Consider the following 21,541-nt stretch of genomic DNA (forward strand, 5'->3'; position numbering starts at 1 on the left):
CTACCTACGCTCCAACACAGTATATGCTGCGGCCCATGTTGCTCGCTCTGCCTCTTTTTCCGTCTCGCCAGTTCCGATGATCAGCACATCGCCTTTTTCCATTTTCATGTCCTCGCAGAGCACTCTCGTTCTTGCCTGCATGCGTCCATCTGCTGTGAACATGGGGATTCTTGGATCATCTTCGTCAAGTAGGATGGTAGTTGCGCCCATGGTGCCTGCTGATATCGCCGCATCTCTCTGCTCCATCCCAGATTTTATGAGCTTAGCAGCGTCTCTGATGAGAATGGCAGAATTCGCTTTTCCAATCGTTATGGTACCGGCTGCTATATGTGGCTTGTAAGAGACCTTCTTTTTGATATCCATCAGCATTTTATCTCCTCTTTTGGTCAACTGACATCCTTTGGCAGATGCGCTCACCAGCCCCAGACCATACAGCTTCTCGATTAAGGTGCGCACCGTTCCCTCACCCAAGTCAAGCCGTTCCGCCAGCGCCCTTCTTCCTATCGGGCCATCACCGAGAATAAAGAATGCCATGATGACATGATATGCTGAATAGTTGGGCAATGGGCCCTTTTTTGGCTTATTTATGGCACCAATCAACTCCATATCTTTTCACCTTGTTTTTCAATAATCGATAACACCTCGCCCAGATTTCTAACGACTATCGCACCATTGTTTTTCAAGTCGATATAACACTTCTCGGCATCCCCATCTGTGAAATCCCTCTGCTCGATTGGACCATCCTCGATGAGCACTAATGGTTTGCCCTTCGAGGCGATGCTTGCCGCCTCCATATTTTTCAAGTTCCCATGTCCAAATGGTATGTTCGTTAATATCACTATATCGGCTTGGTCGATTAACTCAATATTGGCTTGGTGCGCTTCCTGCGTAATCGGGGAAAATGGGGCTTCGCTGATGGTGGGGATATTCAAATATCGAGCCGCTTCGTGGTCGGCATCAAGTACATTAATCACGCCGGCAGTGACCTGGTACCCATGTTCAGTGAGGCAATGCATTAGTTGCGCTCCGCTCCCGCCTCCGCATATCAGGTGAATGGCCATTCTTTGTGATGCTGCTGCCGGTTTCTCGTCAGGCAGCGGAATGATGTAGAGCGAGTTCGTCACCGGATGCCGTTTCACCAGCACGCCGGTATGATATACTTTTTTGATGTTCTCGGCGGTCAGGACCGTCTCCGGCGGTCCAATGGAGACGACCTTTCCATGGTCAAGCAATGCAAGGATGTCGCAATACCGACTGGCAAGGTTGAGGTCATGAAAAACACTTATGGCAATTAGGCCTTCTGTTCGGGTCAATCGTTTTATTATATCCATTATCTCAATTTGATGATTGATATCAAGATGGGTGGTGGGCTCATCGAGCAATAGGATTCTCGGCTCCTGGGCAAGGGCTCTGGCGATTATGACTCGCTGCTTCTCTCCTCCACTTAACTCGGTGATGGGGCGCTCGGAAAGATACCATGTATTGGTCAGCTCCATGGCTTTTCTGGCAATGGACATATCCCTTTCTCCTTCAAATTCAAATCTGCCCTGATGTGGTGTGCGTCCCATGAGCACTATCTCCAGTGCTGTAAAGGCAAAATTAATCACGTTATCCTGAGACACTACGGCAAGCCTTTTTGCTATCTCTTTGCTTGACAGAGCATAAATATCTGTGTGATTTAAAAGAACCGTTCCCACTTTTGGCCTGAGGATTCTGCTGACACTTCTGAGCAAGGTCGATTTACCTGAGCCGTTTGGCCCTATCACGCCGATGAAATCGCCGCTGTCCGCTAAAAGGTCGATACTCTCCAGAACCTTAATGCTTCCATAGTAGCAATCGATATTGTCGATTTTTAATGGCATGATTTCACCTTAGAACATCGTCCTCTTTCTGGTGCGCAGCAAGTAAACAAAGAAGGGGGCGCCAAAGAGTGCAGTTATTATTCCAACCGGCAGTTCTGCAGGCGCCATGATTGTGCGTGCTAACGTATCTGCCCATGCTAAAAATATGGCGCCAACTAATGCAGATGCCGGAAGAAGAATGCGGTGGTCAGGACCTGTTAAGATTCTGACTATATGTGGGATGATTAAGCCAACAAATCCAATAAGCCCGCTGAACGACACTGCTGCTGCAGTGATCAAAGAGGCAAAAATTAGCATGATTTTTTTGAAAGACTCCACACTTATGCCAAGATGCTGTGCAGGCTCTTCTCCCAGCAGCATCACATTCAAATCCTTTGCAAAAAAGTATACAATCACTATGCCTATGCAGATTAAAGGCGATATCAGTTTAACCTGCTCCCAATTGGCAGCCCAAAATCCACCCATCATCCAGAATATGATATGGTGTAGATCCTCACCGGCTAAAAATATCATAAATGATGTGATAGCAGATAAGAACGCACCCACAGCTATTCCAGAAAGCAATAACGTTTCTACCGGCACTTTTCCTCCAACCCTGGCGATATTGTAAACTACAAAGGCTGCGGTAGTGGCTCCAAGAAATGCCATAATTGGAATTGTATATCCGCCAAATATAACAATTCCGAGCACTATCGTCGCAGATACTGCTGCTGCTGCGCCAGAGGATATCCCGATTATAAATGGGTCTGCCATCGGATTTTTAAACAACCCCTGCATCATCGTGCCTGCAGCTGCAAGTGCTGCACCCACAAGCACTGCCAGCAATATCCTTGGCAGACGAATATGAAGGATTATGCTCTCATGGGTGGGATTGACGAGAATCTGTGGGGGAGCAATCAGGCCGTTTATTAGAGGCATTTTGCCAAGTAGCAGATATATTTCATTGAGGAGCGCATTAAGGAGTATATTAAAAACGTCTGGAAGCGGTATCTTTACAGGCCCTATGGAAACGATTATGATAATGGTCAACACTAAGGCCATCATTAAGGCGAAGATGATTGATTTCCACCTGAGAGTTTTTTTGATATAATCCATTATATGACCTGTAGTGTAAACAAATAATTGATGATATCATATATCTAATCATTCTCAACTGTTGCTATGTTTTTGTTTGAGCACTCTTTGTCTCCCTCCATTCTTCTTGCTAATCTTTTTTCAGTCCATGGTTACACATATACAAAGATGGGGAGAGATTCTCCCCCCTATTTGAGTTTTCCTGTTTTCACTCTCCCTTTCGTCTCAGTACAGTTCCAAATCAAAGATTTGAGAAGTCAGATCTTCGATCTGCGACACAGATATGCTACCGCAAGCAGTCCGAGGATTGCGAATATCGCTCCGAAGCCCGGAATCTCATACCATGGTTTAGGTTCGGGCTCTGGTGTTGGAGTTGGCACTGGTGTAGGCACTGGCGTGGGAGCAGGTGCAACACCACCAGCCAGCAGTCTCTTTACCGTGATTGTCTGCGTTACGCTATTCCCGGTAAGATCGGTTGCCACGACCGTGAACGTGTTATATCCAATTGATAATGACACTCCCCTGCTATAAGAGCCATCTACTGCAGGGGTTATTGCCACTCCATTTAGTGTAAGCGATTTAGGATCGGCATCCCTTACAGCCCCCGATATTACCGTTGATGTCGCAAATGTGGATGTTCCTGCTGAACTTGCGATAGTTGTGATTGGCGGTGTAGAACGGAATACGCTATAAAACTCCTCCAGCCCATATACAATTCTAGGCCCAGGCCGCTCGATGATATTTGGATCACCCATGGCATGAATCCTGCCATCTCTATATGCAGTGGTCTGCTGGATGATCGTATTATTCATTAAATTGGCTTTGATGATTTCTGACCCCCCGCCCATTCCTGAAGTTATTATGACCTCGGGGTCGCCTACGAGTATGTCCTCTAAGCTCATCATTGACCAGCCAGAGATGCCGGATGCGATGTTTACTCCCCCTGCTTGTTGAATTATGTCGTGGGGAAATGTTCCTGAACCTGCTACCCATATGCCTGGGTACCAAACCACGTGAAGGACGCGCAATCTTTGTGCCTCAGAGTAATGTGTTGTGTTACTTGTTATGGTTTCGATTCTCTGCGTCATATTCGTGGTCAATGCGGTGGCGTTAGCCTTTTGTCTCGTTATGTCTCCGACCAGTTCTATGTGACCAAGTATGTCAGAGATGTTTTTTGGGTGTAATGCCACCACGGTGAAATTATGCACTATTAACTTGTTAATCACATCTATGCGATTGCCATGAGCAGCCAGAATCAGATCAGGCGTAAGATTGATGATTATTTCGGTAGAAGGTACGACGAAGCCACCAACCCTTGTTATGTTTCCTGCACTCACCCTTGCCCCCACCTCAAGGGGATAATCACAGAAGTTTGTCACCCCGACAACCCTATTCCCAGCTCCAACCGCAAAAAGAATCTCAGTATTGCTTGGTGCAAGAGAGACTATCTTCAGCGGTTGTTGTGATATCCTCCAAGTTTTTCCGAGGTCATCCGTAATCACCAGTTCTACGGTGACGTTCCAGGTAACCATCGGTGTTGTTCCGTTTGCGTTGGTGCCAGAAACATTGACGTTATACATTCCATACGATAGAAATGTGTAATTAAAAGTGCTTGCGTTATTATCCTGATCAACGCTGTTCACTGTCCAATTCCACGTCGTGATCGTCTCGTTGGCAGTGGCGTTGAACATAACCGTTGTCCCTGTGGAAACTGTTATATTCGTTGAATTATCATTCGTAAAATCGTTACCCCATGATGTTATCACAGGACTTGCACTTACCAAACCGACACTACATATGAGCAATATACCCGCAATGAGAAGTATCGCAATCTTTCGAGCCATTTTTATAGACATTTGATGTTCTCCTTATCTAGTTAACATATCCAGCAAGTTGGTTATATTAACCATCCCTATGGTTAAGTTAACCACCTATTTATAGATTATCATCCATGCTTAATACTACAGCGATGCCGGCGATAGCGATTCATGGAACTACCTCTAATGCAGGAAAAACGATTATAGCGACCGCTCTCTGCAGAATATTTGCTGACAAGGGATACAGCGCGACCCCTTTCAAGGCGCAAAACATGTCGTTGAACTCGTACGTCACCAAAGATGGAGGGGAGATTGCCAGGGCGCAGGCATTGCAGGCGCATGCTGCCAGGATTGAGCCCACTGTCGACATAAACCCGATATTGTTGAAGCCAAAGGCAGAGCATGTTTCGCAGGTGGTCGTGCATGGCAGACCTTACGCTGACATGAATGTTGGTGAGTATCATGATTTTATCGAAAGACAGGGGCGCCAGATAGTCAAAACCTCTCTTGAATATCTGTTATCGGAGTATGATTTAGTCATCATGGAAGGGGCGGGTAGTCCTGCGGAAATTAATATCATGCATCGGGATATCGTGAACATATATCCTGCTCGATTGGCTGAGGCAAAATGCATACTTGTTCATAACATTGAGCACGGAGGATCATTCGCTTATCTGTTCGGCACGCTGGGACTCTTGGAAGATGAAAAAGAGCGATATGAAGGAGTCATAATCAATAAATTTCATGGCGAATCACTTGATACAAGTGATATTGAGAGAGTTATCGGCAAACCGGTTCTGGGCGTAGTTCCATATATCGAAGATTTAAATCTGCCAGAGGAAGACTCACTGGGACTGAAAAATCATGATGGCCATTTTGACGCCCCACCTGTACGAAAAGCAATATTACAAGCCATGAAAAGACCCTCTAAAACAATTGAGCGAGATTTAGATGATGAGATAGATAGGCTGGCAAACATCGTTTCTGCGAGCGTGGATATTGAAAGGACAGAGGCAGCATTATGAATAATATCCTGTTCTTGGGGGCGAGTAAGGGATGCGGCAAAACTACAATAGTCAATGCACTTTACAGACTGTTCGGTCACAAAATCGACAAATCGCAGTTAAGATGCGAATGTGACGGCACCATCATAGAAGGGATTGGAGTTGCAGATGCGGATGCATCGCTCATCCTGATTGGAGATATCGAAAAAGGCGGCGTATTCGCCGGACTGTATGGAACATACATATTGCTAAAAGGATTGCATATATCCGGATTTTTGATTAACAAGTTCAGGGGAGATCGTACAATTCTGGAGCCTGGGCTGAAATTCCTTGAGGATGAGACCGGGGTCCCTGTTCTCGGCGTCATTCCCTATATCAAAAATCCAGACGAATTTGTCAGAGCATTAAAAGAAAACGTTGATTTGGATGCAATATCGAGAATGCTGGGTGTAAGAATATGAGGGAACGCATCAGAGAAGAAGCGCTGAATCTAAAACGATGTGTACATGGGGGAAATAGTACAGACGACATAATCGATTTCAGTGCCAGCATCAACCCACTTGCGCCGCCAGATGCAACGGACATCGTGTTGGCTGCATATAAACGGATTGGGCATTATCCAGATGACCGATATACCGCATTCAGGGAGGCTGCCGCGAACTTCGTTGGCGTAAGCGCAAATAATATAATCCCCGGAAACGGCTCCACGGAAATAATCAGGCTGTTTGCCGAAACCGTCATCGAACGCGGCGACTGGGTGACCATCCCCTGCCCAACCTTTGGGGAATACGAATTTCAATCCAGATTATTTGGAGCAAGACCGCGATTCATTGAATATGAGAAGGTCAAAAATGGACAAATAAGTGATAGTGTATTAAAGGGTTCCAAGGCCCTTTGTATATGCAACCCAAACAACCCGACCGGCGACCTGCTTCCAAGGGATGTATTAACAGACCTGGCAACGAGGTGCTCAAAAAATAAGATATTTCTCTTCGTGGATGAGGCGTTCATCGAGCTATCCGACCCAGAGCAGAGCATCGCCGATGTCGCTGCGGAAAATGATTTCGTCTTCGTGCTTCGGTCGCTGACAAAGTGCTTTGCAGTGCCTGGAATCAGGATAGGATATGGCATCGGCTCAGTTAGATTGGTGGAATTGCTTGATAGGGCACGATTGCAATGGAATCTCAATATATTTGCCGATGTAATTGGCGTCCATCTTCTCAAAAATCCTGAATATCTGGAACGATCGCGTGAATTGATAAAAACCGAGCGAGAGTGGTTGATAAATCGATTGAGCAGTATAATAGGCATACGTCCCTTGCAGAGCAAGGCTAATTTCATCTTGCTCGATATAAGTGGCACTGACCTCACATCACGTGAAATTACGCAGCGCATGCTCGAACATGGGATACAGGTCAGGGATTGTAGTTCGTTTAGGTCCCTTGGTGAAACCCATGTCAGGGTTGCCGTTAAAACAAGGGCTGAAAATGAGGGGCTCGCCACTGCCTTCAATCATGCCTTGGAACATGACCATCTTGGCTGTGAATATTATCCGTGCCATTTCGAGGGGCAGGACTGTACTTTCTGCTTCTGCCCGTTCTATTCATGCGAGGATGAGCGCCCTGGAAAATTTACGAAGAAATCATCTGGCGGTGTTGCATGGAGTTGTATTAACTGCAATATTATACACCAGCCAGATGTGGCGCAAGAGGTGCTGGACAGACTTCTCGCTGGTGATGAATTGAGCAAAGTCTGGAAAATCATAGAGAGGCGATTATGCACTGGATAATTCTTGGTCTTGCGGCCATTATGGACTTGCTGTTCGGCGAACCCAATAAAACGTTCCATCCGGTAGTCTGGATCGGTAAACTGATAGATGCCATACAAAGTCATCTCAAGAAAATGTTCGCTTACGCTCATATTTACTTGAGCCATACAAAGTTTCACTTTATATGCCAGGATAAATCAAAAATATCCGGTTGCATATTGGTGTTGATAGTCGTTGGCAGCGCTCTATTGGGAGGATATCTGGTCACCCTCGTGCATGGCTTCATCGGTTTGCTCGTATCCGCATACGTTCTAAAATCGACATTTTCCATTACATGCCTGACGGATACTGCGACGAAGATATGTGAACATCTTGAGAAAGATGACCTCGTCAGTGCCAAAAAGGAGTTGCCTGCGCTGGTTGGGAGAGACCCTGAGGGACTTACAAGAGAGGAGATGTGTTCTGCTGTCATAGAATCGACCGCAGAGAACTTCGTAGACGGAATACTGTCTCCAATATTTTACTTCGTGCTCTTTGGGTTACCGGGGGCATTGGGGTACAAGGCAATAAACACCCTGGATTCCATGATTGGATACAGGAATCAGGGCGATTTTGGATGGGCTTCCGCAAGACTGGATGATGTAGCAAACTACATACCGGCAAGATTGTCAGTGCTTTTTATCACTATGGCGTCAGCTGTCCATGGTTCGCCCCTTTCCGCTCTGAGAACATCAAGACGGGACCATGGTCAAACCGCGAGTCCAAATTCTGGATGGCCAATGGCTGCGATGGCTGGAGCATTGAAGATATCCCTGAAAAAGCCGCTGTACCATACCATAGGGAGCGAGTTTGCATTACCCGAGCCACAACAAATAAGAGATGCAATTCAAATAACGAGGATATCGTCTATGATGCTCATCGTGTTATCCCTTCTCATCCTCTATTACGCAAAACTACCGCTGGTGATGTAAATGATGTTGAAGATTCCGATAGATGGGATTCGTGTGAGGGTAGAAGAGAAAACACTTGTGATAGAATCGGAGAGGCTTCTTTATATTCTAAGCTCTGCGGCATTAAATGGCGGTTTCAGCAGGGCGACGACGATAATAAACCACCAAGTTGGAAAAAACTTCAGTCTGGAACCCAGGGCAAAACTGGCACAAGTTATTAGAGGACTAAAATTACCAGAGTCTACAATAGGGCTGATGACTGCTACCAACGTGGATGATCCCGGAATAATTTTTGAAGAGGAGAGGGGTCTGGCTGTCTGTGCCATGGTTACTGCTGGCCTATCCAGTAATACGGTCAACACGATTCTATTGATAGACAGCGACCTGACGCCGTCGTGTATGGTAAACGCCGTAATCACCGCTACAGAAGGCAAATGTCTTGCCCTGCAGCTTTTAGGTGTGGAGGCAACTGGAACGTGCACGGACACGGTGACAATCGCCTTCACGGGCAAAGGCGAGAGAATAGAATATGCCGGAACTGCTACAACGCTTGGCAAGATGATTTACAATACTGTTAGGGAAGCTACGCTGCAGGCGCTCCAAAAACAAGAACAAATTACCGTAGACAGGCCCATCATGCAGAGGCTGGAAGAACTGGGAATAACACTTTCCAAGATTGTAGAGACTGCTCTGACATTCTTTGTCCCGCACCCAGGAATAGAGTCAGGTAGGGAGGCGAGGCAAATATTTGTAGATGAATTAAACAATGCGCTGGCAGACCCTAACGTGAGCGCTTTGATTTATGCAGGAATTACTCTCGAAAGAGATGCAAAAAGGGGCATGATTCCTGACCTCAAAGGATATGAAAATGACCTTGCAGCCCTCATTGCCGATGAAGTGTTGGGGATGAGCATTGCAAATTACATAGGCGGATATAAGGGGCTGTTTGAGTATATCAGGTTTGATAAAGCAAAGCCGGGCATACTTACAGAGTTGGGTCCGTTTATGGACGATGTGATTGCTGGATTGATAGGCGGCGTCTCGGCGAAGATGTATGATGCGGGGATGAGGGCCAAGGAGGATAAAGATGAATGACCTTCTTCATGCTATCAAAGCAGGCATGGGTTTTCTAACGACTATTCCGGTTGGAATCGATATGGACGGTCTGCAGAAGCTTGGCAAACGCACATACCTGCTCCCCTTCATAGGCGCCCTCATTGGCCTGATAATCGGCAGCATAGGGCTTGCGCTTCAACACCTGCCGCCGTACCTATCCTTGGCATTACTCATCCTTGCCCTGTACTGCATTACGGGATTAAACCATATGGATGGGCTGATGGATTTTGGAGATGCCATTACTGCGCACGGCACCCCGGAAGAAAGAATTAGGATTATGCATGATACGACCACCGGGGTTGGCGGCACTGTTTTTTGCGTAATGTCGTTGCTGATTCTGTTTTCAGCCATAGCTGCAATAGAGCAGAACCTGTTATTCGCTATCCTGATAGCAGAAATTAGCGCCAAACAATCCATGCTCACGGCAGCGATGTTCGGAAAGAGCATACACAAGGGACTGGGGTCGATATTCATCGACAATGTCAGACATCGTGATTTCTTGATTGGGCTGGTTTTTTCTTGTGCTATATGCTGGCTTGCGTTTGATGTGTTTGGCATTATCGCTCTATTATCTGCGCTATTGTCTGCGCTCGTGATAGTGCATATCGCCAGCCGCAACTTCGGAGGAGTAAATGGCGACGTTCTCGGAGCAACCAATGAAGTGGGGCGCATAGCAGGACTGATTGCAATCGGAGTGATGACATGGATGCCCTTGTAATGGCTGGCGGACCTGGAAATAGGCTGGGTGAAGGAGAAAAACCACTGATAAGTCTGTGCGGAAATCCAATGATATCGTACGTCTTGGATGCGCTTCGGCAAAGCGATAAAGTCGATGAAATTTTTGTCGTAACCTCGCCGTATACGCCGGAAACAAGAAGGTGCCTGAAAGATAAGTTTCGTGTGATTGAAGCAGGTGGCGTCGGATATGTATCTGACTTAGTGGAGGCGACCGAGTCCCTTGAATTAAAATCTCCATTCCTCATCGTAATGGCTGACCTGCCCCTTCTGAGCGCCAAGCTAATCGATGAAGTTATCGAGATATACTCAAAGATAACCAAGCCAGCGCTCTCCGTCTACGTCCCTCTTAGGGTTTGTAGAGAGGTCGGTGTACGCCCAGACATCGTGTTAAATAACAATGGTGAATTGACCGTGCCAGTAGGTGTGAACATCCTGGATGGGCGCCTGATAAGAGAGGAACAGGACGAACATCGGCTTGTGCTTGCACAAAGGGAGCTGGCGGTCAATGTGAACACGGTCAATGATCTGGTGGTTTGCGAGAGAATTTTGAGTGCCAAAAAAGGTAAGAGAAGCCTTGGAGATAGCCAGCTTTGACGAGGATATCCCTAAAGTTAACACTACAAATGATTAATCGTTAAGTATATAACTTAGCTGAATATATAACAATAAATTCTGTTCTATGTGGGGCTTGATACATGAAGCAGATTACATCCATTGCAAAAATACCTGAAAAAGTGACGATCCCGTTGCAGCAACATGTTGGTGTGGAAAACAGATCTCTGGTAATTGTTGGCGACGTGGTGAAAGTTGGTCAAAAGATTGGCGAAAGCGAATCGGGCATTTCACCGGTCCACTCCAGCGTCTCTGGGAAGGTTATTGAAATTTCCAAGCATCCTCACCCTTTTTATGAAAACACCCCGACTATAATTATCGAGCCGAATGGGAAGGACTCCTCTATTGAATTCAAAGCAAAGGATTATTCTCGGCAGGGAAGGGAACAGATTATAGAAATCATAAAAGAGGCAGGAATCGTTGAGTCTGGCATCCCTGTTCACACCAAGTTGAACCTGTCAGATGTGGTCATCTTGAACGGCATGGATGAACCCCCATACGTGGCGATGAACCATGCACTCATGCTGGATTTTCCTGACGAAATAATAGAAGGATTAAAAATATTGATGAAAGCTACTGGAGCATCGCGTGGTCTTATCGGAATTGACATTAGGGATTCTGATGTAATCAATCGCATGAACAGGGCAGTGGTTGACGACTCAAACATAGGAACGGTTTCGTTAAAAACCACGTATGTGCAGGGCATGGAGGGGCTTTTTGCCAAAGCCGTCGTCAGAAAGGAACTGTCGCATGGACAGCAGATATCCAACGCCAGCACGATGACCGTTACCGTTGGAACTGCGAAGGTGGTGTATGATGCGGTGTGCACAGGCAAGCCCATGATCGAGACGGTCATTACCGTTTTGGGGACAAAAAAATCACAAAACGTATTGGTGAAGATTGGAACTCCAGTGAGAGATGTAATCAGGCATTGTGGGGGCTATAGTGGTGAGCCAAAAAAGATCATCATCAACGGGCCGATGACAGGAATGGCCCAGTATACGGATGAGGTGCCAATCGTCAAGGGGACATATGGGGTATTCGTCCAGTATGAAGGGGACGTTTCAACAGTAGAGCCAGGACCATGCATCAATTGCGCCAAATGTATCGACGTATGCCCGGTGAATTTACTGCCGAACATGCTGGTAGCGTTTGCGGGTGATGCCAGGTTTGATATGTGCGAGAATTACAATATATCTGCCTGTGTGGAATGCGGCAAGTGTGCATATGTATGCCCGTCCAAGATACCAATAGTGCAACTGATAAAATACGCAAAGGGGTGGATTAAGTGAGCGTGGTCGTATCCGCACCGCCACACATCAAAGAAGGTGCATCAGCCAAAAAAATGGTGTGGGACGTGATTATTGCGTTGCTTCCTGCAGTAGCAGCGTCGGTGCACTTTTTCGGGCTCCAGGCACTGACCATCATCTCGACAAGCGTATTGGCGGCGGTTTGTACAGATGGCATTATTCAAAAAATGCGTTTGAAAAAGGTGACCATTACAGATGGCAGCGCCGTGGTCACTGGATTGCTGTTAGCACTGCTTCTCCCATCGAATGTGCCGTTGTGGGTCCCCATCGTCGGAGCATTCGTCGCCGTGGCAATTGCAAAACACGCCTTCGGGGGTTACGGCTCCAATATATTCAATCCTGCGCTGGTAGGATGGGCATTTTTGACCATGGCATGGCCCATGCACATGGCAATGGATGTCGCAAGACTGGCGGATATACCGCCAGTTGTGTTGTTGGTCTGTGCGGTATTTTTATTTTTGTTGAACAGGGGATACATTAAGTGGCAAATCTCCGCAGCCTATCTGATAACCACTGTATCGCTGATGGCACTATTCACCATAGATATTTCCCGCATCTTCATCGGCATCTTCATACTTGGCGTATTCTTCATGGCCACCGACCCTGTGACGACCCCTGTAACTAAAAAAGGCAGGTTTGTTTTCGGGATCGGATGTGGGATATTGACGGTGATATACGGGTTATATGGCAGTTACGCTGAAGGTGTGGGTTACTCAATATTATTGATGAACTCTGTTACGCCATTGATAGATAGATTTACAAGGCCAAAGCCACTTCGGGAGGATAAACCATGAGGGAAGCAATGGGAACGATAGTGAGATTGACCCTCATCACAATGATAGCTGCAGGCGCATTAGGCATAACCCACGAAATAACGGAAATGCATATTGCAGTCAATAACGAACTTGAGATAATATTCTCAGAGCTTATGCCGGGAGCTGTCCAGTTTAGACCTGTGCTCGATATGGACAATGAAATAATTTATTTTAAGGCATACGACGATGGAGGAATGCTGATTGGATATGCCTTTGTTTCGAGTAGGGAGGGATATTCTGGTCCTATAAAAGTCGCTGGAGTGATTGATTTGAACTACCGGGTCGTTGCTACGACGATTATAAAACAGACTGAAAATCCAGGGCTTGGAGATAGAATAACAGCGCCTCAGTTTCTGAATCAATTCGCCGGCATATCTGCAGAAGAATTGCACTTATCGCCATATGGCGAGATCGATGCCATTACGGGCGCCACCATATCCTCTCAGGCGGTTGTAGATGCCATAAGGGAAAAAATAATGGAAATCGAGAGGCGATGACATGAGCGAAAAAAGCTACGCGCACGAATTCAAAAAGGGCATACTAAAAGACAATCCAGTTCTTTGTTTATTGCTTGGCTTGTGCCCGTCATTGGCAGTGTCCACCTCCATAGAGCTTGCGCTTGGTATGGGTGCCGCCGTTATTTTCGTGCTGACGGCGTCCAACCTCATCATCTCCCTATTGCGAAGGCAAATTCCTGTTGTAGTGAGGCTTCCGTCGTTCATCGTGGTCATCGCCACCTTCGTCACCATTGTGGATATGACGATGTCGGCATTTCTGCCGCCACTGCACAGAGCACTGGGCATATATCTCCCACTGATCGTGGTGAATTGTATAGTCCTCGGCAGGGCAGAGGTATTTGCATCGAGGAACCCGCCAGCGCTGTCCACGATAGATGGTTTGGGGATGGGCGTGGGATTCACGCTTGCACTGACGTTAATTGGAGGCATCAGAGAGTTGTTCGGCACGGGGGAGATATTTTTTATGGGACACACCCTCCTGCAGGTCAATATTGAGCCTGCCGTGCTCATGATACTCGCACCAGGGGCATTCTTCGTGATTGGTTTGCTCCTCTGGTTGATCAATCTATTAAAAGACAGGTGATTAAAAATGGAGAACATACTCGCTATAATACTGGGTGCAATTTTTATTAACAATTTTGTTTTGACCAAATTCCTTGGATTGTGCCCTCTTTTTGGGGTGAGCAAGGATACCAAAAGCGCTGTGGGAATGTCGCTCGCGGTCATCTTCGTCATGACGCTTGCCACAGCGGCTACATGGCTCATTTATACCTATATGTTGACTCCATTGAACATCAGATTCCTACAAACGATATCCTTCATCCTGATAATCGCCACATTGGTTCAGTTGATTGAACTCATCATCAGGAAACACAGTCCACCATTGTACCGGTCGTTGGGGATATATCTACCCTTAATAACGACCAACTGCGCAGTATTGGGGGCTGTACTGCTAAACATCAGAGGAGGGTATTCCTTCGTTGAAGGTATCGTGTTCGGCACCAGTTCCGGTGTTGGATTTGGCATGGTACTACTGATTATGTCGGGAATACGGGAGAGGCTGGAGCTATCCGATGTTCCTAAATCTTTAGAAGGCGTGCCCCTCGCGTTTATCACCGTCGGGATACTGTCCATCATATTCGTGAGCTTTTTCGGGGGTCTATTATGATGAGCGGATTGATAATAAACGCGATAATCGCATTGAGTGTGTTGGGGATTATATGTAGTGCTGTTTTAGTATGGGCTGCTAAGAAATTCGCGGTTATGACGGACCCACGGGTGGAAAAAGTATTGGAGGTCCTGCCAGGTATAAACTGCGGCGCCTGTGGATTCCCATCATGTTATGATTATGCAGAGCAAGCGGTCAGTGGAAAGGCCGCGGTTGGTCTCTGCACCCCTGGTGGGGAAGAGGTGGCAGAGAAAATGGGAAACATCCTTGGAGTATCCATAGGGGAAATGGGGAGAAGGGTTGCACTTCTTCAATGCGCTGGCGGCATAAGGTCTGACGATAAATTTCAGTATGATGGTGTGAAGAGCTGCAGGGCCGCTGCGTTAATAAAAGGGGGCGGAAAAGCCTGTGCATATAATTGTTTAGGATACGGTGACTGTGCAAATGTGTGCCCTGTCGATGCGATTACAATCGGCGAGGATGGCCTGCCCATGATAGATGAACAAGTGTGTGTTGGATGTGATTTGTGCGTCGACGTGTGCCCAAAAGACATTTTGACGGTGATTAGCAGGGATAAACAAACTCATGTACTGTGTTCGTCGCGCGACAAGGGGGAGTACGTAAGGAGTATTTGTGAAGTGGGTTGTATCGGATGTGGCATTTGCGTAAAGGTATGTCCTTTCAAGGCAATAACGATTAAAGACAATCTGGCCGTAATCGATTCAGAGTTATGCACTGATTGCGGCATATGTGTTGAGAAATGTCCCCAGAAATGTATCAAATCGAGGGTATAATAGCTATGAAATCGATTAGTAGAAGGCAGTTTATAAAGGGAGGTGTTGCCATTGCAATGACGTTTTTAATGGGCAGCAAGCTCCGACTGTATGGAATTGGCGAGGAATCGCCGCACGTAATAGAGGGCACGCGCAACATAATGGGTACATCTGTGGCGGCAAGCATAATACATCATGATGTGGATGTGGCGAAAGAGGCGATGGCCCTTGCCTTCAACGAAATGTATAAAATCGATGACCTGATGAGCGTCTACAGGGCAAACAGCGAGGTTAGAAGCCTTAACGAAAGTGGGTTTTATGAGGGTGCGAGCGCTGACACCATACGGGTCATCGAGAGGGCGAATCATTACTCCAGGCTGAGTGGCGGCGCATTTGCCATCACTGTTTTGCCCATCATGACAGGTATTCGATTTACCAGAAGCACGTTGGAACTGGCCAATTACGAGAACCTTCTCATCGGGAATGGTAACATCGGGTTCAAAAAGGCAGGTATGGGCATAACGTTGGGAGGAATTGCGAAAGGATACGCCGTGGATAGGGCGATCGAGGTTTTAAGGCAGAACGGTATAGAACGCGCCCTGATAAATGCGGGCGGCGACATCAGGACCATCGGCGGCAGGACCGCAGAAGTGCCATGGAGAATTGCCTTACGAGACCCAGACAACAGGAAGGAGCGCGTCACCGTCATCGAGCTTTGCGATAAAGCAATTGCGACCAGCGGAAACTATGAGAGATTCCATATCGTGAACGCCAGGACAGGGTGCGTTGCCCAAGAAATGATGAGCGCAACCGTGATTGCTGAAAATGCGATGGATGCTGATGCGCTGTCCACCACCATATTTTTGCTTGGAGTGGAAAAGGGCATGGAACTGGTGGAGAGGCTGAGTGGTGTAGAGGCGCTGGTGATAACGAACGATAGAAGAATATTGAGGTCAAGCGGGTTTCAGTATTGATAAACCTGAAAATGACCAATGTCATGGCGGAGACATGCTAGAATGGAAGCCAGAGAAGGAGCGGATTATAGATATGAATACTCTGCAGAGATCGCGAAGGACATTATAGAGACAGCAGAGAAATTTATAGGAAGGATGAAGGTTTTCAAGATGTCCTGATAACGTTTAATCGCTGGACGAATAGAATACGATGAAGAGCGAAACTATCCAATGATGTTTGTGGAAGGATGATGTGAAAAAGGATTAGAGAGATAAAAAGTTTAAATATTGTATACTATAGTATAAACTATGAGGAGATAATCATGGAAGCAATTCCCGCCAAACTAACGCATAAGTTGATCATAGAATTGGATGAACTGGTCAAGGACGGCTGGTATTCCAATAGAAGTGAAGCCATAAGAGATGCCGTTCGCAAGTTAATTGAAAAGAGGAAATTGGAGATCCTGGAAGAGGCTATCGAAGAGGATATTAGATGGGGTTTGTATGGCAAGGACTAAGGCGGTTTCTGATACTGGTCCAATCATCCATTTGAATGAGATCGACTGTTTAGATGTCCTAAAGCTTTTCGATGTGGTCATACCTCTGGAAGTGGAAAGTGAAGTTAAGAATATGGGAATACTCTTCAAAGTAAAAACTCAAAGGCTTACGAAAAAAGAAAAGAACAGGGCAGCCATGTTAGTCAGAAAGTATGGTATAGATTTGGGAGAAGCGACAGCTATTGCCTTGGCTGAGCATAGTGGAATAAAACTGTTTTTCACCGATGATTTAGATGCCAGACTTGTAGCCGACCGATTTAATTTAGAGCCCCATGGTTCAGTAGGTATCCTTTTGAGAGCGTTCAGAGAGGGAATTTTAACGAAGGAAGAAGTTGAGAAAAAGGTAACAGAATTGGAAACGGGAAGCTCTCTGTTTATCACCCATGATCTTGTTAGGGAGACTATCAGAGAAATTGAAAGATATGAAAAATTGGAATAAACCAATCAGAAAACGTTTAAAGCCTAAAAACGATAAGGTCATGGTAAGATGATGAGCAAGACGAGCTAAGTTGATCGTTGAGATAGATTCATACTATTATATCTTGTTCGTAACTGATTGATGAGTGAAAAGATCTCAGCTATAAATTCCTTTCCTGTTTTTACATCAAGCGTCTTTCCATAATAATTGATCTTGTTTCTTATCTTCCTGAATTTATCAAATTTTTCAGAAAGCGTTTCCATACCCATATAATCCTCGAGGAAATATGTCACGCATTTATGGGAATATACCTTGAATCCCTCTGATGTTATGATGGCCTGAACGACCTCTAGTAGTGCCTGATATGCTTCACTTACTAAAATTGCAGAATTTTCTTCTGTCAATCGGATATTCTCGATAAATTTGATCCTGGCGTCTGCCATGCCTTGTAGTGATTTCGCTCTTTGCTTGTCCACAAATGAGTGTCTGGCATCACCGGACTCCAAACAATCCTGCCAACTCACCTAAACACCTCTAACTGACCTGAAATTACGATGCCATTCAATATGTTGTTCACCAATTCTGGGCTTTGCTTTTTTACTCTTTCAAACCCCTCTTTATCCATGACCAATTGCTGTATGCTTCTATTCATTTTTTTTTCAAAATCAGAAACATCCACTTCTTTTTTCTTTTCCGTTAGCACGAAGATGTCAACATCGCTTTTTTTCATGTCTTTTCCCCTGGCAGCAGAACCAAAGAGGATTATCGTCGGATATAGAAATTCCTCTTCTAAAAAAGAAATGAATCCCGTATCTTTGAGGCGTTGGATCATGTGAGATATCTTATAATCCCTGAATTTTTCTGACTCTTGGTCCCCCCGATATAGTAGATAGCCTCTTTCCTTTTTTTCCAATAAGAACTTCTCTGCCACCAATTCAGTTAAATATTTCTTTGCAGTCCTAGGAGATATGTCCAATAACCTTGCAATTTCTCTAAGATGGAACCATTGACCTGGATCTTCAATGAATATTTCAAGTATGTTTAGTTTTTTACACACACGTTTACTTTTGTAAACACCTGTTTAAATATTTTTCTCTGTATTTTCACATAAGCAACCCATCAGAAGTTTAGGAAAAAAGAGTGATAAAATATGGTGAAATGGTGCCTTACACAATAACTTACAATTTACACGTTTCAAAAAGCAAGAAATGGCTAACGCTGAAAATAGATAGCACCATCATGAATTTTGTCGATAACTTTAAATAATGCCGCTCTTACTATTAATTGTCGGTGATGACTATGGCAACCACAAAGATCAGAGCGGACTGGAGGGTGACGATCCCGTCTTCTATCAGAGATAAATTTGGGCTGACGATCGGTAAAGAAGTGATATTTGTGGATGAAGACGACAGGCTCGTTCTGGTTTCAGTCAAGGAATATGAAAATCCCACAAAGGCACTGGAAGGAAGCGTGAAAGGAGTCATAGATCATCCGAAACAATTCGCTAGGAGCCACATCAGGTCTAAGCTATTGAGGGAGCACGAATGAGGTTTGTTGACACCAACGTCTTCATCTATCACATTACTGCTCACAAAAAATTTGGCGGAGTTGCAAAGAAAATACTCCAGAGGATAGAGGACGGCGAGCAGGCGATAACATCGATGGTGGTCTTGCAAGAAGTCGCATGGGTATTAGAGGCGATGGGTGAGCAAAACAAGATAAAAGAAACCCTAGAAAGAATCTTCTCTTATAAAACGTTGGGAGTCAAGGGAATTGATGAGAAAAATTTGATCCAAGGCTGCTATTACATGAACAGCTATCGTGTCGATTTCAATGATGGAGTGAATATCTCAGTGATGAGAGCCCATGACGTTAGCGAGGTATATTCGAACGACCAAAAACATCTCGGAAAAGTTGAATTTCTAGACCTGGTCTTTGAGTAGCTTGGGGGGCTTACAAAATTGAGCTCTAGAAGAATGGACAAAAGAAGGACTAAGTTGGCCGTTGGATTAGCATTATTCTTGGTGTTAAGTTCACTTTCTTATGGAGCCACCTCTACAGAACAAATCACAACAATCCTGAATCCCGAGAAATACCCAAGTCTCAGAGAGATGGACAAGTTTGTCCTTAACTCAACAATTTAAGTAATAAAACACACTTAGAACATAGGAAGGTGGAAAAATGAAGGTTGAGATAGAGGAGATACAAGGATTAAAAACGAAAGTTGAATCCCTAGAGGCAGAGGTCTTGGTTATGCGGAGGACATTGGGCGTCAAAACAGAAAAAAAAGATGAAAAAGCCTGGAAGGAGCTTGAGAAACTTGGAAAAAGCATTAGTAAAGGTTGGACGAGTAAAAAGCCGAGTTGGAAACTAATTTCCGAATCAAGGAGATAGGATGTATTGCATCGATGCAAGTGTGATGGTGAATTCATTTATCGAAGGGGAGAAATTCCACGAATTTAGTAAGAGATTGATGGAAAAGATCAGGATGGACGAAAGAATGGTCGTCGTTCCTGAGATTGTTTTACCAGAAGTTGCATCTGCCGTGTCCAGAGGTACCAATAACCCCAAAATATCTCTGAAATTTGTTACCGAATTGAGAGAAGTACCCAACTTCATATTCATTCCCATCGACGCTGAGCTCTCTAATCTATCATGTAAATTTGCTGCTGAAAACAAGCTAAGAGGCTGTGATGCCATCTATGTGGCGGTTAGCTGCATGTTCAAATCTAAACTAATAACCTTGGATGAGGAGCAGAAGGAAAGAGCTTCTAATGTCATTGAAGCTTTAACACCTAGGGAAGAATTAGAGTTATAAAAACTTTAACCACTCTATAGTCATAAAAGACAGGGAGAGAAAAAAATGGTTTGGGTGAAAGATGACTAAAAGAGCAAATGGAAGGGTTAAGTTGATCGTTGGGCAGTACCGAAAGTTTTAATATTCTACAAGTAGAGAATTCTACCAGTGGTAAAATGCAAGAATTGAAAAGCGTTAAAATGAAGTCGGCTGAGCTGAGTGAAATAAAAAAGATCCATGCTCATCTAAAGTCTGAGGGAGTGAACATCCCGCTATATGAGCTGATCTCTAAGTCGGTGAAATACATGATCGCCAACTTTCCTGAGTTCGAGGAGATGATGTTATCGAAAAAGAGCGTCTGGGACATAGTAACTCCGGTTAAAGGCATGGGTAAGGTCAAGTCAACGAAAGTTGATGAAGAACTCTACGGTAGATCGGCATGATTTTCATCGATACCACCTTTTGGTTTGCCCATATCGTAGAGACCGATGACATGCACCAAAATGCATTGGATGAAGAGGATAACATCAAGAGCGGGAGATACGGCAGACCGGTCACAAGCGATTACGTGTTGGATGAGTTAGCTACTTTGCTTAGAAGGGAGATAGAGACAAAAAGAGTGCATGAAAAAATCCTGGGGATCTTGGCAGCTCCAGACATAGATGTCATTTTCATAGGGCCTGCCCTTTTTAGCGAAGGGCTGAAAATCCTCAGAGAAGACGATAGACGAAAGTTTAGCATGACCGATGCGACTTCTGTCGCGCTCATGTTGAGCAAGAAGATTGATACGATTGCCAGTTTTGATGACCATTTCACCAGATATGTAAACGTGATTCCATAAAAACGTTTAATGCCTTAAAACGACAATGTCATAAAGGATGATGGGCAAAAGAGCGGAAAAACGGGCTAAGTTGATTGTTGAACAACACGCTAAAAATGATAAAAATGGCAGAGAAAAATGGCATCCCTGTCAAAGGAATCATATTAAACAGGGTGATGGGCAGAGGATATGAACCATCTATTGCTGAAGTTGATTCTGTTTGCGATGCACCCGTGGTCGCTGTCATCCCTGAAGATGTTGATGTCAGAAGGAGCATATCTGATATGAATCCTGTCGTGTTGAACGCTCCATATTCCCCTGCTGCCGTCGAATTCAAGAAACTGGCCGCCCGCTTGATTGGAAAAGAATACAAGGTTGAATTGTGGGACAGGGTAAGGCAATTCCTTAGGTTCTAGGCACCATACGCCATTGCTTACAAGATTTATCCCTTTTGAATGATGAAACAATAGT

28 protein-coding genes and 1 pseudogene are annotated in these 21,541 nt (G+C 45.3%); 23 read left to right on the top strand and 6 right to left on the bottom strand.

Annotated elements, in window-relative coordinates; all coding sequences use genetic code 11:
- The 4 genes from BME93_04670 to BME93_04685 form a co-directional block, all read right to left on the bottom strand.
- Positions 1-606 carry a hypothetical protein gene (locus BME93_04670; GenBank protein ID ATZ61377.2) on the bottom strand — a complete coding sequence of 202 codons (606 nt, stop codon included), beginning with the start codon at positions 604-606 and terminating at the stop codon, positions 1-3.
- Positions 597-1,862, bottom strand: coding sequence for an ABC transporter ATP-binding protein (locus BME93_04675; protein ID WRQ72883.1), 1,266 nt, complete (start codon positions 1,860-1,862; stop codon positions 597-599). The genes BME93_04670 and BME93_04675 overlap by 10 nt, the downstream gene beginning before the upstream one ends.
- A 9-nt stretch (positions 1,863-1,871) precedes the next feature.
- Positions 1,872-2,894 (bottom strand): iron chelate uptake ABC transporter family permease subunit, encoded by a 1,023-nt coding sequence (locus BME93_04680; GenBank protein ID WRQ72961.1) that lies wholly within the window; start codon positions 2,892-2,894, stop codon positions 1,872-1,874.
- A 299-nt stretch (positions 2,895-3,193) separates the two neighbouring features.
- Positions 3,194-4,792 (bottom strand): helical backbone metal receptor, encoded by a 1,599-nt coding sequence (locus BME93_04685; GenBank protein ATZ61378.2) that lies wholly within the window; start codon positions 4,790-4,792, stop codon positions 3,194-3,196.
- A gap of 113 nt (positions 4,793-4,905) precedes the next feature.
- Between BME93_04685 and BME93_04690 the strand changes: the two genes are divergently transcribed.
- From BME93_04690 to BME93_04765, 16 genes and pseudogenes are all read left to right on the top strand, one after another.
- Entirely contained in the window at positions 4,906-5,778 is an 873-nt protein-coding gene (locus tag BME93_04690; GenBank protein ATZ61808.2) for a cobyric acid synthase, read from the top strand.
- Positions 5,775-6,137 (top strand): annotated as a pseudogene (locus BME93_04695) (hypothetical protein). Before BME93_04690 ends, BME93_04695 begins: the two are co-directional and overlap by 4 nt.
- A 77-nt stretch (positions 6,138-6,214) precedes the next feature.
- Positions 6,215-7,546 (top strand): aminotransferase class I/II-fold pyridoxal phosphate-dependent enzyme, encoded by a 1,332-nt coding sequence (locus tag BME93_04700; GenBank protein ATZ61380.2) that lies wholly within the window; start codon positions 6,215-6,217, stop codon positions 7,544-7,546.
- A complete protein-coding gene (locus tag BME93_04705) occupies positions 7,534-8,496 on the top strand; it encodes a cobalamin biosynthesis protein (protein ATZ61381.2) in 963 nt (320 codons plus the stop codon). Before BME93_04700 ends, BME93_04705 begins: the two co-directional genes overlap by 13 nt.
- Positions 8,497-9,570, top strand: coding sequence for a phosphatidylglycerophosphatase A (locus BME93_04710; protein ATZ61382.2), 1,074 nt, complete (start codon positions 8,497-8,499; stop codon positions 9,568-9,570).
- Positions 9,563-10,309, top strand: a complete 747-nt coding sequence (gene cobS / locus BME93_04715; protein ATZ61383.2) for an adenosylcobinamide-GDP ribazoletransferase — start codon at positions 9,563-9,565, stop codon at positions 10,307-10,309. The genes BME93_04710 and cobS overlap by 8 nt, the downstream gene beginning before the upstream one ends.
- Positions 10,294-10,923: an NTP transferase domain-containing protein gene (locus BME93_04720; GenBank protein ID ATZ61384.2), complete on the top strand. Its 630-nt coding sequence runs from the start codon at positions 10,294-10,296 to the stop codon at positions 10,921-10,923. Before cobS ends, BME93_04720 begins: the two co-directional genes overlap by 16 nt.
- A 101-nt stretch (positions 10,924-11,024) precedes the next feature.
- Positions 11,025-12,233, top strand: a complete 1,209-nt coding sequence (locus BME93_04725) for an RnfABCDGE type electron transport complex subunit C (protein ID ATZ61809.2) — start codon at positions 11,025-11,027, stop codon at positions 12,231-12,233.
- Complete coding sequence (locus BME93_04730) at positions 12,230-13,045, top strand: RnfABCDGE type electron transport complex subunit D (GenBank protein ID ATZ61385.2); 816 nt, start codon at positions 12,230-12,232, stop codon at positions 13,043-13,045. Before BME93_04725 ends, BME93_04730 begins: the two co-directional genes overlap by 4 nt.
- The gene (locus BME93_04735) at positions 13,042-13,563 is read left to right on the top strand and encodes an FMN-binding protein (GenBank protein ATZ61386.2); all 522 of its coding nucleotides are present in this window, start codon (positions 13,042-13,044) and stop codon (positions 13,561-13,563) included. Before BME93_04730 ends, BME93_04735 begins: the two co-directional genes overlap by 4 nt.
- Before the next feature lies 1 nt (position 13,564).
- The gene (locus tag BME93_04740) at positions 13,565-14,167 is read left to right on the top strand and encodes an electron transport complex subunit E (GenBank protein ATZ61387.2); all 603 of its coding nucleotides are present in this window, start codon (positions 13,565-13,567) and stop codon (positions 14,165-14,167) included.
- Positions 14,168-14,173: 6 nt separating this feature from the next.
- The gene (locus BME93_04745) at positions 14,174-14,752 is read left to right on the top strand and encodes an electron transport complex protein RnfA (protein ATZ61388.2); all 579 of its coding nucleotides are present in this window, start codon (positions 14,174-14,176) and stop codon (positions 14,750-14,752) included.
- A complete protein-coding gene (locus BME93_04750) occupies positions 14,749-15,546 on the top strand; it encodes an RnfABCDGE type electron transport complex subunit B (protein ATZ61389.2) in 798 nt (265 codons plus the stop codon). The genes BME93_04745 and BME93_04750 overlap by 4 nt, the downstream gene beginning before the upstream one ends.
- A gap of 5 nt (positions 15,547-15,551) precedes the next feature.
- A complete protein-coding gene (locus tag BME93_04755) occupies positions 15,552-16,499 on the top strand; it encodes an FAD:protein FMN transferase (GenBank protein ID ATZ61390.2) in 948 nt (315 codons plus the stop codon).
- 302 nt (positions 16,500-16,801) lie between these two features.
- Positions 16,802-16,996, top strand: coding sequence for a ribbon-helix-helix domain-containing protein (locus BME93_04760; protein ATZ61391.2), 195 nt, complete (start codon positions 16,802-16,804; stop codon positions 16,994-16,996).
- On the top strand, positions 16,983-17,474 hold the full coding sequence (locus BME93_04765; GenBank protein ATZ61392.2) for a hypothetical protein: 492 nt from the start codon (positions 16,983-16,985) through the stop codon (positions 17,472-17,474). Before BME93_04760 ends, BME93_04765 begins: the two co-directional genes overlap by 14 nt.
- A 65-nt stretch (positions 17,475-17,539) precedes the next feature.
- On the opposite strand, the gene BME93_04770 is transcribed toward BME93_04765, so the two are convergent.
- Together BME93_04770 and BME93_04775 are read right to left on the bottom strand one after the other, a co-directional pair.
- A complete protein-coding gene (locus tag BME93_04770) occupies positions 17,540-17,977 on the bottom strand; it encodes a hypothetical protein (protein ATZ61393.2) in 438 nt (145 codons plus the stop codon).
- Positions 17,974-18,510: a nucleotidyltransferase domain-containing protein gene (locus BME93_04775; GenBank protein ID ATZ61394.2), complete on the bottom strand. Its 537-nt coding sequence runs from the start codon at positions 18,508-18,510 to the stop codon at positions 17,974-17,976. Before BME93_04775 ends, BME93_04770 begins: the two co-directional genes overlap by 4 nt.
- Before the next feature lie 236 nt (positions 18,511-18,746).
- On the opposite strand from BME93_04775, the gene BME93_04780 reads away from it, so the two are divergent.
- The 7 genes from BME93_04780 (at position 18,747) to BME93_04810 (ending at position 21,486) form a co-directional block, all read left to right on the top strand.
- A complete protein-coding gene (locus BME93_04780) occupies positions 18,747-19,001 on the top strand; it encodes an AbrB/MazE/SpoVT family DNA-binding domain-containing protein (GenBank protein ID ATZ61395.2) in 255 nt (84 codons plus the stop codon).
- Complete coding sequence (locus tag BME93_04785; protein ID ATZ61396.2) at positions 18,998-19,396, top strand: type II toxin-antitoxin system VapC family toxin; 399 nt, start codon at positions 18,998-19,000, stop codon at positions 19,394-19,396. The genes BME93_04780 and BME93_04785 overlap by 4 nt, the downstream gene beginning before the upstream one ends.
- A 238-nt stretch (positions 19,397-19,634) precedes the next feature.
- Positions 19,635-19,847, top strand: a complete 213-nt coding sequence (locus tag BME93_04790; GenBank protein ATZ61810.2) for a hypothetical protein — start codon at positions 19,635-19,637, stop codon at positions 19,845-19,847.
- Position 19,848: 1 nt separating this feature from the next.
- Positions 19,849-20,271, top strand: coding sequence for a type II toxin-antitoxin system VapC family toxin (locus BME93_04795; protein ATZ61811.2), 423 nt, complete (start codon positions 19,849-19,851; stop codon positions 20,269-20,271).
- 155 nt (positions 20,272-20,426) lie between these two features.
- Entirely contained in the window at positions 20,427-20,693 is a 267-nt protein-coding gene (locus BME93_04800) for a hypothetical protein (GenBank protein ATZ61397.2), read from the top strand.
- Positions 20,690-21,091, top strand: a complete 402-nt coding sequence (locus tag BME93_04805; protein WRQ72884.1) for a PIN domain-containing protein — start codon at positions 20,690-20,692, stop codon at positions 21,089-21,091. Before BME93_04800 ends, BME93_04805 begins: the two co-directional genes overlap by 4 nt.
- Positions 21,092-21,168: 77 nt before the next feature.
- Entirely contained in the window at positions 21,169-21,486 is a 318-nt protein-coding gene (locus tag BME93_04810; protein ID ATZ61398.2) for a hypothetical protein, read from the top strand.
- The last annotated feature ends 55 nt before the right edge of the window (positions 21,487-21,541 follow it).

It is taken from the genome of Methanosarcinales archaeon Met12 (assembly GCA_002813105.2).
In the GTDB taxonomy this organism is placed as follows: domain Archaea; phylum Halobacteriota; class UBA148; order UBA148; family JAJOKI01; genus JAJOKI01.